12 protein-coding genes are annotated in these 14,604 nt (G+C 69.2%); 5 read left to right on the top strand and 7 right to left on the bottom strand.

Annotated elements, in window-relative coordinates; translation table 11 throughout:
* Nucleotides 1-228: 228 nt before the first annotated feature.
* From ON40_RS26885 to ON40_RS26870, 4 genes are all read right to left on the bottom strand, one after another.
* Complete coding sequence (locus ON40_RS26885) at nt 229-4,098, bottom strand: ABC transporter ATP-binding protein (protein WP_051193588.1); 3,870 nt, start codon at nt 4,096-4,098, stop codon at nt 229-231.
* Nucleotides 4,099-4,256: 158 nt separating this feature from the next.
* Nucleotides 4,257-5,075, bottom strand: coding sequence for a hypothetical protein (locus ON40_RS26880; RefSeq protein ID WP_051193587.1), 819 nt, complete (start codon nt 5,073-5,075; stop codon nt 4,257-4,259).
* Nucleotides 5,072-5,995 (bottom strand): ABC transporter ATP-binding protein, encoded by a 924-nt coding sequence (locus ON40_RS26875; RefSeq protein WP_040827403.1) that lies wholly within the window; start codon nt 5,993-5,995, stop codon nt 5,072-5,074. Before ON40_RS26875 ends, ON40_RS26880 begins: the two co-directional genes overlap by 4 nt.
* Before the next feature lie 43 nt (nt 5,996-6,038).
* Complete coding sequence (locus ON40_RS26870; RefSeq protein ID WP_040827545.1) at nt 6,039-6,758, bottom strand: hypothetical protein; 720 nt, start codon at nt 6,756-6,758, stop codon at nt 6,039-6,041.
* Between the two features lie 333 nt (nt 6,759-7,091).
* Here ON40_RS26870 and ON40_RS26865 point away from each other — a divergent pair, with 333 nt between their 5' ends.
* Both ON40_RS26865 and ON40_RS26860 read left to right on the top strand, forming a co-directional pair.
* Complete coding sequence (locus ON40_RS26865) at nt 7,092-8,000, top strand: helix-turn-helix domain-containing protein (protein ID WP_040827543.1); 909 nt, start codon at nt 7,092-7,094, stop codon at nt 7,998-8,000.
* A gap of 4 nt (nt 8,001-8,004) precedes the next feature.
* Nucleotides 8,005-8,430 carry a VOC family protein gene (locus tag ON40_RS26860; RefSeq protein WP_051193586.1) on the top strand — a complete coding sequence of 142 codons (426 nt, stop codon included), beginning with the start codon at nt 8,005-8,007 and terminating at the stop codon, nt 8,428-8,430.
* On the opposite strand, the gene ON40_RS26855 is transcribed toward ON40_RS26860, so the two are convergent.
* Nucleotides 8,431-9,699, bottom strand: a complete 1,269-nt coding sequence (locus ON40_RS26855; RefSeq protein WP_040827401.1) for a class I adenylate-forming enzyme family protein — start codon at nt 9,697-9,699, stop codon at nt 8,431-8,433. It lies immediately after the preceding gene.
* 95 nt (nt 9,700-9,794) lie between these two features.
* Complete coding sequence (locus ON40_RS26850) at nt 9,795-10,592, bottom strand: enoyl-CoA hydratase/isomerase family protein (RefSeq protein ID WP_040827398.1); 798 nt, start codon at nt 10,590-10,592, stop codon at nt 9,795-9,797.
* 68 nt (nt 10,593-10,660) lie between these two features.
* Here ON40_RS26850 and ON40_RS26845 point away from each other — a divergent pair, with 68 nt between their 5' ends.
* Nucleotides 10,661-11,680, top strand: coding sequence for a glutathione S-transferase family protein (locus ON40_RS26845; RefSeq protein WP_040827396.1), 1,020 nt, complete (start codon nt 10,661-10,663; stop codon nt 11,678-11,680).
* A gap of 13 nt (nt 11,681-11,693) precedes the next feature.
* Here ON40_RS26845 and ON40_RS26840 read toward each other — a convergent pair whose 3' ends face one another.
* A complete protein-coding gene (locus tag ON40_RS26840; protein ID WP_040827394.1) occupies nt 11,694-12,440 on the bottom strand; it encodes a tyrosine-protein phosphatase in 747 nt (248 codons plus the stop codon).
* A gap of 414 nt (nt 12,441-12,854) precedes the next feature.
* Between ON40_RS26840 and ON40_RS26835 the strand changes: the two genes are divergently transcribed.
* Both ON40_RS26835 and ON40_RS26830 read left to right on the top strand, forming a co-directional pair.
* Nucleotides 12,855-13,316 (top strand): hypothetical protein, encoded by a 462-nt coding sequence (locus ON40_RS26835; protein WP_040827391.1) that lies wholly within the window; start codon nt 12,855-12,857, stop codon nt 13,314-13,316.
* Between the two features lie 77 nt (nt 13,317-13,393).
* Nucleotides 13,394-14,569 carry an alanine racemase gene (locus tag ON40_RS26830; protein ID WP_373281976.1) on the top strand — a complete coding sequence of 392 codons (1,176 nt, stop codon included), beginning with the start codon at nt 13,394-13,396 and terminating at the stop codon, nt 14,567-14,569.
* Nucleotides 14,570-14,604 lie beyond the last annotated feature (35 nt).

The following is a 14,604-nucleotide window of genomic DNA, read 5'->3' as shown; positions in this document are numbered from 1 at the left end:
GCGACGTTTGTGACGTGCTCGGCACGGGTATCGGCTATATGCGCGCCGATGCGCCCTTTCTGAGGATAGGCCCAGCCCTGAACCGGCGCTTCACGGCGGTCCCGCGGGTCGCTGCCTGATTACCCAAGCTGCCTCCTTCGGGCCGTCCCGACCTCCACACCCCGCTGGCGAATCAACGTTGCCAGGAAATCTGCCGGACTGACCGACCTCTACAGATGACGACTGGTCCTACATCGAGAATATTCCCTCATCGGCACCTGCCGCTTCCCATAGTCGGCTGTAGATGCCATTCGCCGCGACGAGTTCGGTATGGGTGCCGATCTCCGCGATACGCCCGGCGGCCACGACGGCGATCCGATCGGCCCGCGCCGCGGTGGCGAGGCGGTGCGCGACGATCACCGCGGTGCGGCCTTCGGTCATCGCGGCGCTGGCGGCCAGGACCTTCTCCTCGCTGACCGGATCCAGCACGGCGGTCGCCTCGTCCAGCAGCAGCAGATCCGGATCGACCAGTTCGGCGCGGGCCAGCGCGATCAGCTGGCGCTGCCCGGCGGACAGACCGCGCCCGCCCTCACCGACCGGTTGCCGCATGCCCTGCGGCATGGACGCGATCATGTCCAGTGCGCCAACGGTTTCCGCGGCCCGCTCGATCTGCGCGGAAGTAGCGGATGGTTTGCCGAAGGCGATATTGGCGGCGATGTCACCGGTGAACAAGTGCGCCTCCTGTGGGACCACGCCCAGACGGGCGCGGAAATCCGCCAGCCGGTAGTCGCGCACGTCCGCGCCGTCGACCAGGATCGGGCCCGTGGGATCGGGCCGGCCGGGACGGTCGGTGGCGTCGGCGGGCGGCAGGTCGTAGAGGCGGGCGAGGAGTTTCACAATGGTGGACTTGCCCGCGCCGGTCTCGCCGACCAGCGCCAGGCTCGAGCCGGCCGGGATGTGCAGGCGCAGGCCGTCCAGGGCCGGGGAGGCCGCACCCGGATATCGGAAGTGCACCGTGTCGAATACCACATCGGCGGCGCGGCCTGCGCCTGCCGGGACCGGCTCGGCGGGGTCGGGCGCGATGGACGACGGTGTGCGCAGGAGTGTTTCGATGCGTCCGAGCCCGACGCGGGCCTGCTGATACCCGTCGAACACCTGCGACAGCTGCACGATCGGGTTGATCAGCAGGCTCAGGTACAGCACGAAGGCGACCAGCGTGCCGGGGGTGCTCACCCCGTGCGCGATATCGCGGGCGCCGACGTACACCACCGCGGCCTGGGCCAGATCGGCCCAGGCGACGATGAAGCCGAAATACACCGCGATCGCCTTCTGCGCCCGCATCCGGGCGGTGCGGTACGCGTCGGAGTAGTCGGTGAATCGCAGTGCCGCATGCGGTTCGGACCGGTACGCCTGGGTGGTGCGCAGTCCGGCGATGTTCTCCTGGAAGTCCGCGTTCACCGTGGCCACGCGCTCGCGGGAGGCCGAATACGCCGAGGCGGAGATCTTGCGGAACACCAGCGTCGCGACGGCCAGCGGTGGCAGCGCCGCGAAGACCACCAGCGCGAGCCCGGCATCGCAGATCACCAGCGCCACCATGACCCCGGCGACGGTGGCGATGCCGATCAGCGCGGTACTCAGGCCGGTCTGCAGGAAGGTCGACATCGCATCGATGTCGGTGGTCATCCTGGTCATGATCCGGCCGGACAGCTCGCGCTCGTAGAAGTCGAGCCCGAGCCGCTGCAGATGCGCGTAGCTGCGAATGCGCAGTCCGTAGAGGATCCGTTCGCCGCCGCGGGCGGACAGCATCGTGCCCACCGACTCGTCCAGCCAGCTCAGCAGGGCCAGCACCAGCGCGCCCAGCGCCGCGGCCACCAGCGCCGCACCGCTGTGCGCGGCCACGCCGTGGTCCAGGGCGTAGCGGGTCAGCATCGGGAAGGCCACGCCGATGGCGCCGTCCAGGGCCAGCAGAACCACCACGGCAACGAGTAGCCAGCGCACCGGCCGCAGCAGACGCAGCAGCCGGAAGTTCGGATCGGGACGCTCGTGCTCGCTCGGATCGATACGGGGTGGCTCGTTCGCCGCGGGCAGCTGTGCGAGCGTGTCACGCAACTCCGGGGGCACGTCGACATCGGGCACTTCGATCTGCCGCGACCGGCTCACTGCGGAATCCGCGACTGTCGAGAGCTGTTGCGAATTATTTGCCACGGACCCGGCAGGTGCTGAAATCGGCGGACTCGCTGTGGATCCGGTGAGCGCCGGAAGTTGTTGTGGCGCGGCGGGATCGATGTGCTGATCTGCGGTGGCCGTCGGGAGCGCGGCGACCGGGTCGCCGGCGGAGGAGTTCGCGCTCGGGTGGGTACTGCTGCCGGAATTCGTTGCGGCAGAGGCAGTCTCGACGGGATCCGGCCAGAGGTTCGTGATCTCGTGGCGGGGTGGCGCAGGTAGGCGGATGACGCGGTCGGCGTGGGCGAGGGTGGATTCGCGGTGGGCCAGGATGACGGTGGTGCGGCCGGTGTCGTCGGCGAGGCCGTCGAAGATCGCCGCCTCGGTGACGGCGTCGACGGCGGAGGTCGCGTCGTCGAGGACCAGGATGCGCGGGTCGGCCAGCAGGGCGCGGGCCAGGGCCAGGCGTTGACGCTGGCCGCCGGACAGGGTCAGGCCGCGCTCGCCGACGACGGTGTCGTAGCCCGCGGGCAGGGCCGTGATGAACTCGTGCGCCGCGGCGCGTTCGGCGGCGCGGCGGATCTCCTCGGTGGTGGCACCGGGACGGCCGAGAGCGATGTTGGCCGCGACGGTGTCGGAATACAGGAACGGCTCGTCGAAGACGACGCCGATCGCCGCGCGCAGATCGGCGGCCCGCAGCCGCTCCACATCGGTTCCGCCGTTCGTGCCGTGCAGGATGATCTGCCCGGCATCGGGGTGGTAGAAGCGCGGCAGCAGCATCGCCAGGGTGGATTTACCCGAACCGGCCGGCCCGATGATCGCGACGGTCTCGCCGGGACGCACGGTCAGGTCGAAATCGTGCAGCACCGGACGGTCGGCGTCGAATCCGAAAGTGAGGGAGTCGATCTCGATGCCCAGTGGTCCCTCGGGCAGCGGCTGCGGCTCGGGCTCGTCGACGGTGTCGGGTGCGTCGTCGATCACGGCGAAGACCCGTTCCGCGGCCGCGCGGGTGAGCTGCGCCATCACGATGACGCTCGCCACCACGCGGGTGCTGCCCGCGAGCATCGTGACATAGGCGGCGAAGGCCAGGAAGGTGCCGATGCCGATCGTGCCGTGCAGGGCGAGCATGCCGCCGAGCGCGATCACCGCGACCATGCCGATCTGCGGGATCGCCGCCACGGTGGGCGCGAAGCGGGAGTCGATGCGCGCGGCGCGCATCCGTTCGCCGAACAGCCGGCGCGCATGCCCCTCGAGCACGCCCACCATGCGGGCCTCCTGGCCGAACCCCTTGACCACCCGCACGCCGGTGACCGTCTCCTCGACGTGCTGCGCCAGATCGGCCGCGCGCTGCTGGGCCGACCAGGTGGCCGCGTGCAGGCGCGGGCGGGTCCGGTACACCACCAGCATGAGCGCGGGCACGGTCAGCAGCGAGACCAGCGCCAACGGCGGAGACAGCACGATCATCACGATCGCGGCCAGCACCGCGAGCAACAGCTGCATCGCCGACATCGGCGCCATCGCCAGGAACCCCTGCACCAGTTGCAGATCCGAGATCGATCGGGACACCACCTGCCCAGTGCTCAGCCCGTCCTGCCCGCGACCGTCGTATCGGTGCAGTGCCGTCAGCAGCGATACCCGCACCTCGTGCTGTACGTCCAGGGCCAGCCGACCGGCCAGCCATCGCCGCCCGGTCGCGGTGCCGAACCGCACGATCGCCAACAGCACCAGAGCCCCCGTGACGCCGGTGATGGCCCGCATATCGCCGACCCGGGCGCTGTCCAACGCCTGCTTCGCCGCCACCGGAACCGCCGCCTCGGCCACCGCCCCCAACACCAACGTGAGAACTACCGCGAACAGCAACCGGGGCCGCGCCCAGCATGCCGCCCACAACCGGCGTAACCACCCGACCTCGCGGTTCCGTACCACACCCGCCCCCTTTTCTACCGAGCTCCTCATCGGCCTCCGACAGTACCGACCGGAACCGACAACCCTTCCCGCCCGCAAATCCTTCCCTGGTGATGCGTATGTGCAGCGCGATCGGCCGACCGAGCTCGGGAACGAGGGCCGGGCGAGCCCGGGACGGCCGGAGGCGGGTCCCCAGGCAGTGGTGCGGTCTACAGGTCGCGCTCGCGAAGTTTCCACCAGGTCAGCGCGCCGACGGCGGCCGTCCAGATGATCAGCACGACGGCGGACACGGCACCGGGAGCCAGGAACGGGCTGTGCGAGAAGGAACCGACGGCGGCCACGCCGATGGTGGCCGAATCGGGCAGCAGGACCGCGATGCCGGCGATGCCGATTCCCCGGACGATCAACCACAGCAGCGGTTCGGCGACCAGGCTCCAGCCGATCATGGCGGTCACGGCCAGGCCCGTGGAGCGCAGCAGCAGACCCAGACTCGCGCCGGCCACACCCCAGCAGACGGCCGCGAGCAGACCGCCCAGCAGCGCACCCGTCAGCCGCAGGCCGAACTGGACCTCCGAATGCGCCAGTATCGCGAGGCCGATGCCCGCGCCGATCTCCGCCGCCAGTCCGAGTACCAGGGAATACAACGCTGCCACACCGAGTTTCGTCCCGAACCGCACGTCGCGGTCCGGGACGAACAGCGCTGTCAGCGGCATGCTCTCGTAACGGTATTCCGCACCGGTGGCCGATGCGCCGCTCACCGCCGCAACCACGACCGCCACCAGCACAGCCAGATACAGCCCGACCGTGGCGGTTCCGGTGGCGATCTGCCCGCCGTCCTGCGGTCCGCTGCCGGTTCCCGCGCTCACCAGGCCGGTGACCAGGCCGATCGCCGCGCAGAACGCCGGCAGCAGCCACCCCGAACGCTGCGTGGTCACCCGGCGGATCTCCGAGTACGCAGCGCGGCGCACGGGGAGCGGAATCTGCGACAGGGTAGGCAGCTTCGGCAGCCTGGGCATGGTCAGATTCATTGCGGCATCCCGTACGGTGTCGGCGCGGTCCTGGTCAGAGCGGTCAGCACCCGGTCCGGATGCACGGGCTCAGCGATCATCTCGGTCAGGCGCACCCGCGCGCGACCGGCGGCGGCCTCGATCTCGGCGCGACCGGCCTCGGCGATCGCCAACCGCCCGTCCGAGCGCATGACGGTATCGGTGAAGCCCTCCGCGGCCAGCATCGTGGCCAGCGCGATCGGACTCGAGGCGGCGACCACGAGGCGGTCGGGGTGGCTGCGGCGCAGCGAGCGCGGACTGCCCTGATACACCACCGATCCGGCGCTGAGCACGACCAGATTGTCCGCGACCGGCAACACCGCCGACAGACTCTGCGAGGTCAGCAGCACGGTGCCACCGCGGCGCGCGTGCCGGTGCAGGCGGTCGAACAGCCAGGCTCGTTCGGGGCCGTCGAGTCCGGTGAGCGGATCGTCGAGGATCAGCAGCGGCGGGTCGCCCAGCAGCGCGATCGCCAACGCCAGCCGCGTGGTCATATTCGGCGGCAGTGTCTGCACCTTGTTCCCGGCGACCGCATCCAGGCGGGTCAGGGCGAGAATCCCGTCCGCTTCGGCATCGGAGACGCCCGCGGCCGCGGCATAGACGAGCAACTGCCCGCGCACCGTCCGCCCCGGCTGCAGCCCGTGCGGCTGCAACACCGCGCCGATGGGCCGGTTCCCGCGCACGCCCGAGCCCGGTCCGCCGACCGACGCGGTTCCGGACGAGGGTTTCAACTGTCCCAGCAGGATCTGCACGAGCAGCGACTTCCCGGCTCCGGGCGGTCCGACCAGGGCGGCGGTCGTCCCGGCCGGCACCGAGAAATTCACCTCGCGCAGGACCGTGACACCGTCGAACTTCATGGTCAGCCCGCTGACGCCGAGGGCAAGCGGTCGTGCCGCGTTCATCGTTCGCTCCTGCGGGCCGGGGTCGTCGGGCGGTGCGGGACGGTCACTGCGGCTCCTCCCGCAGCTGGTCCAGGGCAGGCAGGGGATCCGCGTCGATCACCACCGGAGTGTGCCAGACCAGCGGGGCCGGGCCGTATGCCCGGTGCGCGTTGGCGATGGTCTGTTTACCCAGCGTCCGGTTGCCGAATCCGCCGATCGCCGCGCCGATTCCGGCGGGCAGTACCTTGCCGAACATCAACGGGCTGCGCTTGGCCAGGAAGCGCAGGATGAACCGCCGCATGAGCGTGTCGTTGAGGCTGCGGATCCCCGGAATCCGTTCGGTCAGCAGGCTGGCCCAGTTCTGTGCCGAGCGGCCGACGTTCTTCTCCACGATCTCCATCCCGCTCTCGCCGAGCACGACCGCCAGCACCAGCGCGCGGCGGCGTTCGGCGTCGTCGGGCGCGATGCCGTGCACGGCCGCGACCGCGAGGGTGTAGACCGCGGAGGCTTCCAGGAAGAACGTGGTTTCCGCGCTGACGGCCGCGAGCGCGGCGAGGGTGCCGACCGCGGGTACCGCGGCGGTCGCGCCGACGGCGGTGCCGCTGCCGGTGACGGTGGTGAGATACAGCGTCTCGATCCGGCCGATGATCTGTGCCGGGGATTCCTCGGGATGTGCGCGCCGGAAACGGTCCACGTACTTGGCGACCGCGGGCGCCTGCAACTGCGCGCCGTTGTCGAGTACGGCCCGGATCGCCTTCTCCACCCCGGCCTTGAATATCGGCATGTCACCCCTCTCGTCCGCGCCGAGTCTAGTGCGGACGACCACGATGCCGCGGTTCCGGCGAATCCGGTTCGCCCGCATGACGCCGGTCGGTCGGTGGTCACCGAAAATTGTCGGTGGTCCGGCCTACTGTGGAGGCGTGAGTGAGCTCACCGGTGAGTTCCCTGCTCCGCATCGGTTCGGCTGCGGTGTGGGTGCCCGCGGCCGGAGGTCCTCACCGCACGGACACAGAACTGTTCAGGGGGTGGACGCGTGACTGCGATATCGGTGGCGGACCGGGCCGGATTCCGGCGGGACGCGAGCGTGAGCGAGCTGGTGGACGAGTTCTCGGCGCGGCTGCGAGCCGAGGGTGCCGCGTTCGCGTCCGATGGCGGCGTTTCCGAAGGGGCCCGGGCCGCACCGGATCCGCGACTGCGGCCCTATCTGGGGGATTACGTCGGCTATCGGCTGCGTGGTTTCCCGCCGGGCGTGCACATCGGGATGCCGTCCACGGCGCTGACGGTGATCGTGACGATCGATGAGCCGATCGAGTTGCCCGTCAGCTGTCATCCCGCCCAGTCCGGCGGCCGGTGGGATGCGCTGGCAAGCGGGCTCACCGTGCGACCGTGCCTGATCGGGCATCACGGATATCAGCACGGTGTGCAGCTCGCGTTGACGCCGCTGGGTGCGCGGGTGTTGTTCGGTGTGCCGACCGCCGATCTGGGATCGTGGGTGGTCGACCTGAGCGACGTGCTGGGTCCACGGGCCGCGGAGTTGCGCGAGCGGATGGCGGCCACCGCCCACTGGTCCCGCCGGTTCTCGATTCTGGACCGGATCCTGCTCGAGCTGATGTGTGAGGCCACGATCGAACCGGAGCTGCGGCGGGCCTGGCAGTTGCTGACCGGCTCGGCCGGGCGCGCCCGCGTCGGTGCGGTGGCCGAGGAGATCGGTTGGAGCAGAAGGTATCTGGGTGCCCGATTCGCCGCGGAGTTCGGGATCACCCCCAAGGATGCCGCGCGGCTGGCGCGCTTCGAGTCCTCGCACCGGCTGCTGCGCACGGTGGCCACCGAAGCCGCTAGCGCTACCGCCGCCGAGCCGCGCGCCGGCACCACCCTCGCCGAGGTGGCCGCGGCGACCGGTTACTACGACCAGGCGCACATGGCGCGGGAATGGCGGGAACTGGCCGGACTGCCGCCCTCGCGGTGGCTGGCGTGCGAGGTGTTCCCATTCGTCCAAGACCCGGTACCCGACCTGTTGGAAGGCTGATGGCATGACAGACACAACCAGTGAAATCAGCGCCCGCGTCGCTACCCCGGTGTGGCCGTGCCTCACCTACCGGGACGCCCCCGCGGCGATCGAATTCCTCTGCCGTGCATTCGGTTTCGTCGAACGTGCCCGTTACGGCGAGGGTGATGTCGTCCAGCACGCGGAGCTCGGCTGGCCCGGCGGTGGCGGCATCATGCTCGGCTCGGTCCGTGAGGACTCGGTGCACAGCGAACTGCCGACCGCCAGCGGGTCGGTGTACGTCGTCGTCGACAACCCCGACGAGCTGTACACCCGGGCGGAGCGAGCCGGAGCGATCATCATGCGCGGGCTGCGCGATGAGGATTACGGTTCCCGGGGGTTCACCTGCCGTGATCCCGAGGGCGTGATCTGGAGCTTCGGCACCTACGCCGGAGCGCCGGACGGAGAGTGATCATTCGGCGCGGTGGACGAGGCCGTCCGCATCGATGTCGACCTGATTGCCGGTGTGGAACCAACTTCCGGTGAAACGGGATTCGGTGGTCTGGGGGTCGTTCCAGTAGCGCGGGGCGACATTCGGCCCGCGGCACAGCAGCTCGCCGTGACCGGATTCGGCGCGCGGACCCCACAGGGCCAATTCCGTTCCGCCGAACGGAAGTCCGAGCAGGTCGTGGCGGTGTGGTTCGCCACTGTCGGCCAACGCGAGTCCGATCCCGCTGGTCTCGGTTGCGCCCCAGACCGACCATTGCCGTGCCAGCGGGAACACCTCGCGCAGTGCGGCGGCGACGACCTCGCAGGTACCGGGATCGGTTGCGGCCAGTTCAGCGCGATGTCCGGCGCTGCAGACCTGCCGCACCGCCTCGGCGTGCAGTCCGGCCAGATCGGGCAGGAGTCCGGCGAAGATGCGCGGTGTCGCGCAGACCGCGTCGATGCGTTCGGCCACAATGGTTTCCGCGATCAACGCCGGGTCCGGAGACAGTACGACGGTGCCGCCGACCGCGAAGGTCGGCAGCATCTGATCCACACACCCGCTGGCGTGGGCCAGGGGCAGCAGGACCAGATTGCGCAGCCCGTCGGTGGGCAGATCGAGTGCGCCCACCATGGAACGGACCGCCGAGAGGAGATTCTCGTTGGTCAACTCCACCCCTTTGGGGTCGCCGTGTGCGGGCGAACCGTCCGGGCGGACCCCGCCGCTGGTGTAACACAGCAGGGCCAGCTCGCTCAGGGACGCGCCGTCGTCGATGAAGGCCGCACCGTCGGGCAGATCCGCGTAGTGCGCCTCGGCCCCGCCACCGTCCAGGACGAAATCCGCGGAACTGTCCGAGAGCAGTTGGCCAGCAAGCGCATCGGGCAGCGGATCGGGCACCAGCACCGGCACCGCGCCGGACAGCAGTGCACCCAGGAAGGCTTGCACCCAGCGCGCTCCCACGGGCATGCGCACCGCGACACGGTCGCCGTAGCCGATGCCGTGCTCCTGCAACCCGCCGGCGATCCTGGACGCGCTGTGCCACAGCTGCCGGTAGGTCAGGCGTACCTCGTGCCCGCTCGCACCGCCTATCTCCACCACAGCCTCGCGGTTGGAGAACGCGTGTACCTGGACGTCGAGTAGTTCGGTGAGGGCCGGATTGAGGTTGCCGTATCGCAGAACGCCGTCGGCGCCGCGAGCAAGAGGGTTGGTACACCACGGATTTCGTGTCTGTGGATATTCGACGAGCTGTGGCATGCGTCCCTCCGAGTGCCTCGTATCCGGCAGGCACCTGTGACTATATGACTCAGCTCACAATCGTGGGTTGATTGTCGGCAAACGTGTCTCCGACGTCATCGTCCGGAGTATTTCGCCTTGCCCGGCCCGACGTCCAGGAAGCTGCGCACCGCACCGCGCAGATCCTCGGTCGCGAACAGTTCGCCCGAGACCCGCGGCGTCACCGAATCCGCGTGCGCCACACCGCCGGACCGCCACGCCTCGATGATCTGCTTGGTTGCCGCGTGTGCGCGGGTCGGGCCGTCGGCCAGCCGGGCTGCCAGGGCACGAGCTGCGGTGTCCACGTCCTCGTGCACGGCGTTGACCACACCCCAGTCGGCCATGGTGGCCGCGTCGTAGAGGTCACCGGTCATGACGAATTCGCGGGCGCGGCCCGAACCGGCGCGTTCGGCCAGCCGCTGGGGCCCGCCCATGGACGGCGTCAGCCCGACGACCGTCTCCACCAGCCCGAATTTCGCCCTCGGCGCGGCGAGGATGATGTCGCAGGCCAGGGCGATTTCGAAGGCGGCGGTGAGGGTCAGCCCGTGCGCGGCGAACACCACGGGGCACGGCAGCGCCTCGATCGGATGGATGATGCGGCCGAACAGGTTCTCCCACAGCTCGGTGCCCTGTTCGATCGACAGCCCCTCGAAGACGTGCACGTCCACGCCCCCGGAGACGACCTTGCCCTCCGCGCGCAGCAGTACGGCGCGCGGCGGCGCGGCGGTCAGCTCGGCCACATTCGCGGCCAGGGAGTCCAGCAGGGCCTGGTCGAACAGATTCAGGGGCGGATGGTCGATGGTGATGGTCGCCAGCTGTGCCCCGGCGTCCGTTTCGGTGCGGTCCAGGCGGGTGGGTTCGGGGAGCTCACTCATGGGCCGAATCTAGCCAGCCGAGGCGGCGAAGGGGAGAGGGACCCGGTGCGATCTGCCAGACTCGGGGTATGAGCGGCACTTCCGAGACGGCCGGTTATATCGAGCCCGGCGCATACGAGCGGGACACCAACTACATCACCACCCGCATCACGGCCGACGGCCGCGACGGGTATCCGGTCGAGCCGGGACGTTATCGGCTGGTCGCGGCGCGGGCCTGTCCGTGGGCGAATCGGACGTTGATCGTGCGGCGGCTGCTGGGCCTCGAGGATGCGCTCTCGCTGGGGTTGTGCGGTCCCACGCACGACCAGCGCAGCTGGACCTTCGATCTGGATCCCGGCGGTGTCGACCCGGTGCTGGGCGTGCACTTCCTGCGCGATGCGTATCTGGCGCGTTTCCCGGGCTATCCTCGCGGTATCACGGTGCCCGCGGTGGTGGACGTGCCGACCGGGCAGGTCGTCACCAACGACTACGCGCAGATCACCCTCGACTTCTCCACCGAGTGGGTGCGGCACCACCGCCCGGGGGCGCCGCAGCTGTATCCCGAACCGCTGCGCGCCGAGATCGACCAGGTGAACCGGCGCGTCTACACCGAGGTCAACAACGGCGTCTACCGGTGCGGGTTCGCCGGTGACCAGGATTCCTACGATGCGGCCTACGACCGGCTGTTCACCGCCCTCGACTGGCTTTCCGAGCGGCTGTCCGACCGGCGCTATCTGGTCGGCGAGGCCATCACCGAGGCCGATGTGCGGCTGTTCACCACGCTGGCCCGCTTCGATGCGGTCTACCACGGGCATTTCAAATGCAATCGGACCAAGCTGACCGAGATGCCGGTGCTGTGGGCCTACGCCCGCGATCTGTTCCAGACCCCGGGTTTCGGCGACACCATCGACTTCACTCAGATCAAACAGCACTACTACATGGTTCACACCGACATCAATCCGACCGGGATCGTGCCCAAGGGCCCCGAGCTGTCCGGCTGGCTCATCCCGCACGGCCGCGAGACCCTGCCCGGCACCCCGTTCGGCGACGGCACCCCGCCGCCCCCGCCGCGTCCCGCCGAGCAGGTCACGGACCAGTTCGCGATCTGACCGATCGCCGGGCTCACTCGAGCAGGCGCTCACTCAGCCGGGTACGCACGTCCTCGGTGAGGCCGATGGCGGTGAAGTACCCGTTCAGGTCGGTGTGCAGGTCGTGCATCGAATCCGTGCCGGCGGCGAGGTATTCCGGTCGGACGCCGAGCACCTCGGGCGGAAGGCGAAGGCGGCCACCGGAATTGCGGTGCACATCGGCGGCCAGGGCCTCGGCCGCATGATTGCTGAGCAGGAAGTCGGCCAGGATGTCGGCTTCGGCCACACCGATCGCCCGCAGCAGGGTGGCGATCGCCCAGCCGGTGCGATCCTTGCCCGCGGCGCAGTGCACCAGCACCGCGCCGTGACCGCGCAGGATCGATTCGGTGATGGCCAGCAAGGCCAGATGCGCCTCGGACATGCCGGGGAACGATCGGTAGACCTCGAGCATCTCGGCGAGTCCGTCGCGCTCCGCGGCCGCCTCGTGCGGCGGCTGTCCGTCGATGGCCGAGTTGAACGGGGTCAGCCGCAGGCGAACGCCCTCGGGCAGGACATCGGCGCCCAGATGGTCGATCTCCCGTGGTCCGCGCAGATCGTGCACGGTACGCACACCGAGTTCACGCAATGTTTCCCGGCCTCGCGCGTCGACTCGGCACAGATGTGCCGAGCGCAACAGCACCCCGCTGCGTAGTTTGCGTCCGCGCGCCGTGTGAAGTCGGCCCACGTCGCGGTAGTTGAAGGTACCGGAGATCAGAAAATGGTCTGGACGCGCGGTATTCATCTGTCAAGGCTACGGTCGGGCCGGTTGCCCCCGGGTGTCGTTCATTGATCGAACCGGCGAATCTCCGGGGCGTGTGGGATCCGCCACAGAGATTCGGAGCCGAATCCGTGGTTCACTGGAACTTCGGCCCGATCACCGACTCGTCTCATTTTCCGGCGGGATGATGGGACTGATGTCCATTGGATCGCAGCCTGGTTCCAAGGGGGTAACAAAACATTCCGTCAGTCCGTAAAACCACGCTGAACTCGGTCGCCACCCCTGGAAACCTTCTATATTGAGGAAGGTTGAACGGGTCGACCGGGCACGGGTCCGGTCCGATCAGCGAGGATCCGTAACCCGTTGAGCGGCCCGCGCAGGCGAGGCGCGTGTGTTCAGTTTTGCCCAAGGGAGTCTTCGTTGAGCGCTAGTGGAGAGATGACCGAGCTCCGGCCCAGGCCGGCGCTCGCCGATGCGGTGGAACGGGCGTGTGCCGAGCTCGACTTTTCCGGTACGCGTGCGCTGCGGGTGCTGTTGCATGCCGGAGTGAGCGCGTTGTGGCCCGCGATCACGGCCGCGCCGGAACGTCAGGTGCGCATCTACGAGGCCACCATCGCGGCATTGCGACGCCGGTGGGACGGGCAGGACGAATGTGCGGTCGAGCAGTCGGCGGTCGCGTTGTTCCAGAATCAGGAGGCCGAGGTCACGGCATTTCTGCGGCTGTGCGCGGAGCGGTCCGGGACCGAGTGGATCGAGCCGGTGGAGGCGATCGCGGCCTACGCCGTCGCGGTGGTGCAGGGTACGGTGCTGCGCTGGCTCGCCGACTGTGACGACGAGACGACCGTGGTAGTGCTCGACGATCTCGTGTCGAGTCTGTCCACCAAGGCCGTGGACAAGTAGTCACTGCCGCGAGGGATGCCGGATGCGCGCTGCCACTTAACTGGACGTATGTCCAGTTTCATGGTTCAGTGGACTATGTGACAGATGTGTCCATCGCCGGGCTGCATGCGGCCACCGCCGACCTCGATCCGCCTCTGGCCGCGCTGGATCAGGCCGCATTACAGGCGAACGCGGCGGATCTGGTCCGCCGCGCGGCGGGTGTGCCGATCCGCGTGGCCAGTAAATCGGTGCGTTGCCGTGCGGTCCTCGAGGAAGTGCTCGGCTCCCGCCTGACCGCGTCCGGTGGATTCGCCGGGATCATGGGTTATGCACTGCCCGAGGCGATCTGGCTGGTGCGACAAGGCGCCCGGGACGTTCTTCTGGGATATCCGAGTGTGCATCGCGCCGCGCTGGCCGAACTCGGCGAGGACGATCTGCTGCGCGAATCGGTCACGCTCATGGTCGACGACACCGCACAGCTCGAGCTGATCAAGACCGCCGTCGGCACCGACCGGGTGCGCCCGCGCATCTGCCTGGACGTGGACGCCTCGCTGCGGATCGGCCCGTTGCATCTGGGTGTGCGCCGCTCGCCGATCCGCACCCCGGACCAGGCTGCGCGCCTGGCTCGTGCGGCACTCGATCGCGGCTTCGAGGTCGTCGGGGTGATGACGTACGAGGCGCAGATCGCGGGCCTGCCCGATACGAATCCCGCTGTGCGCCTGGTGAAACGGCTCTCGGCCGCGGAGATCGCCACCCGCCGCGCCAAGGTGCTGGACGCGGTCCGTTCCGTGGTGGGTGATCTGCAGATCGTGAACAGCGGCGGCAGCGGTTCGATCGAGGTGAGCGTCTCCTCACCCGGCGTCACCGAGGTGACCTCCGGCTCCGGACTGTACGTGCCGACGCTGTTCGACGGATACCGCAGCTTCACCCCGCGTCCGGCTCTGTACTTCGCCGAGCCGGTGCTGCGCCGCCCTGCGCGCGATATCGCCACGGTCTTCTCCGGCGGCTACATCGCCTCCGGTCCGGCCGGAAAGTCCCGCGTGCCGAAGCCCGTGTGGCCCAGCGGATTACGCCTCATCGGCACCGAGGGTGCGGGTGAGGTCCAGACCCCGCTCGCCGGAGCCGGTGAGCTGGCGATCGGCGACCGCGTCTGGTTCCGGCACGCCAAGGCGGGCGAACTGTGCGAACGTTTCGAGACCCTGCAGATCGTCGCCGCCGACGGCACTCGCACCACTGTCCCCACCTACCGGGGCGAGGGACAGAACTTCGGCTGAGGTTCTACGGCCGAAATCGGTTGCCCTGCGGTGTG

The organism is Nocardia jiangxiensis NBRC 101359, from assembly GCF_000308615.1.
In the GTDB taxonomy this organism is placed as follows: Bacteria; Actinomycetota; Actinomycetes; order Mycobacteriales; family Mycobacteriaceae; genus Nocardia; species Nocardia jiangxiensis.
The sequence above is the reverse complement of the archived record's forward strand: the minus strand, read 5'-3'. Positions and strand labels throughout refer to the sequence as shown.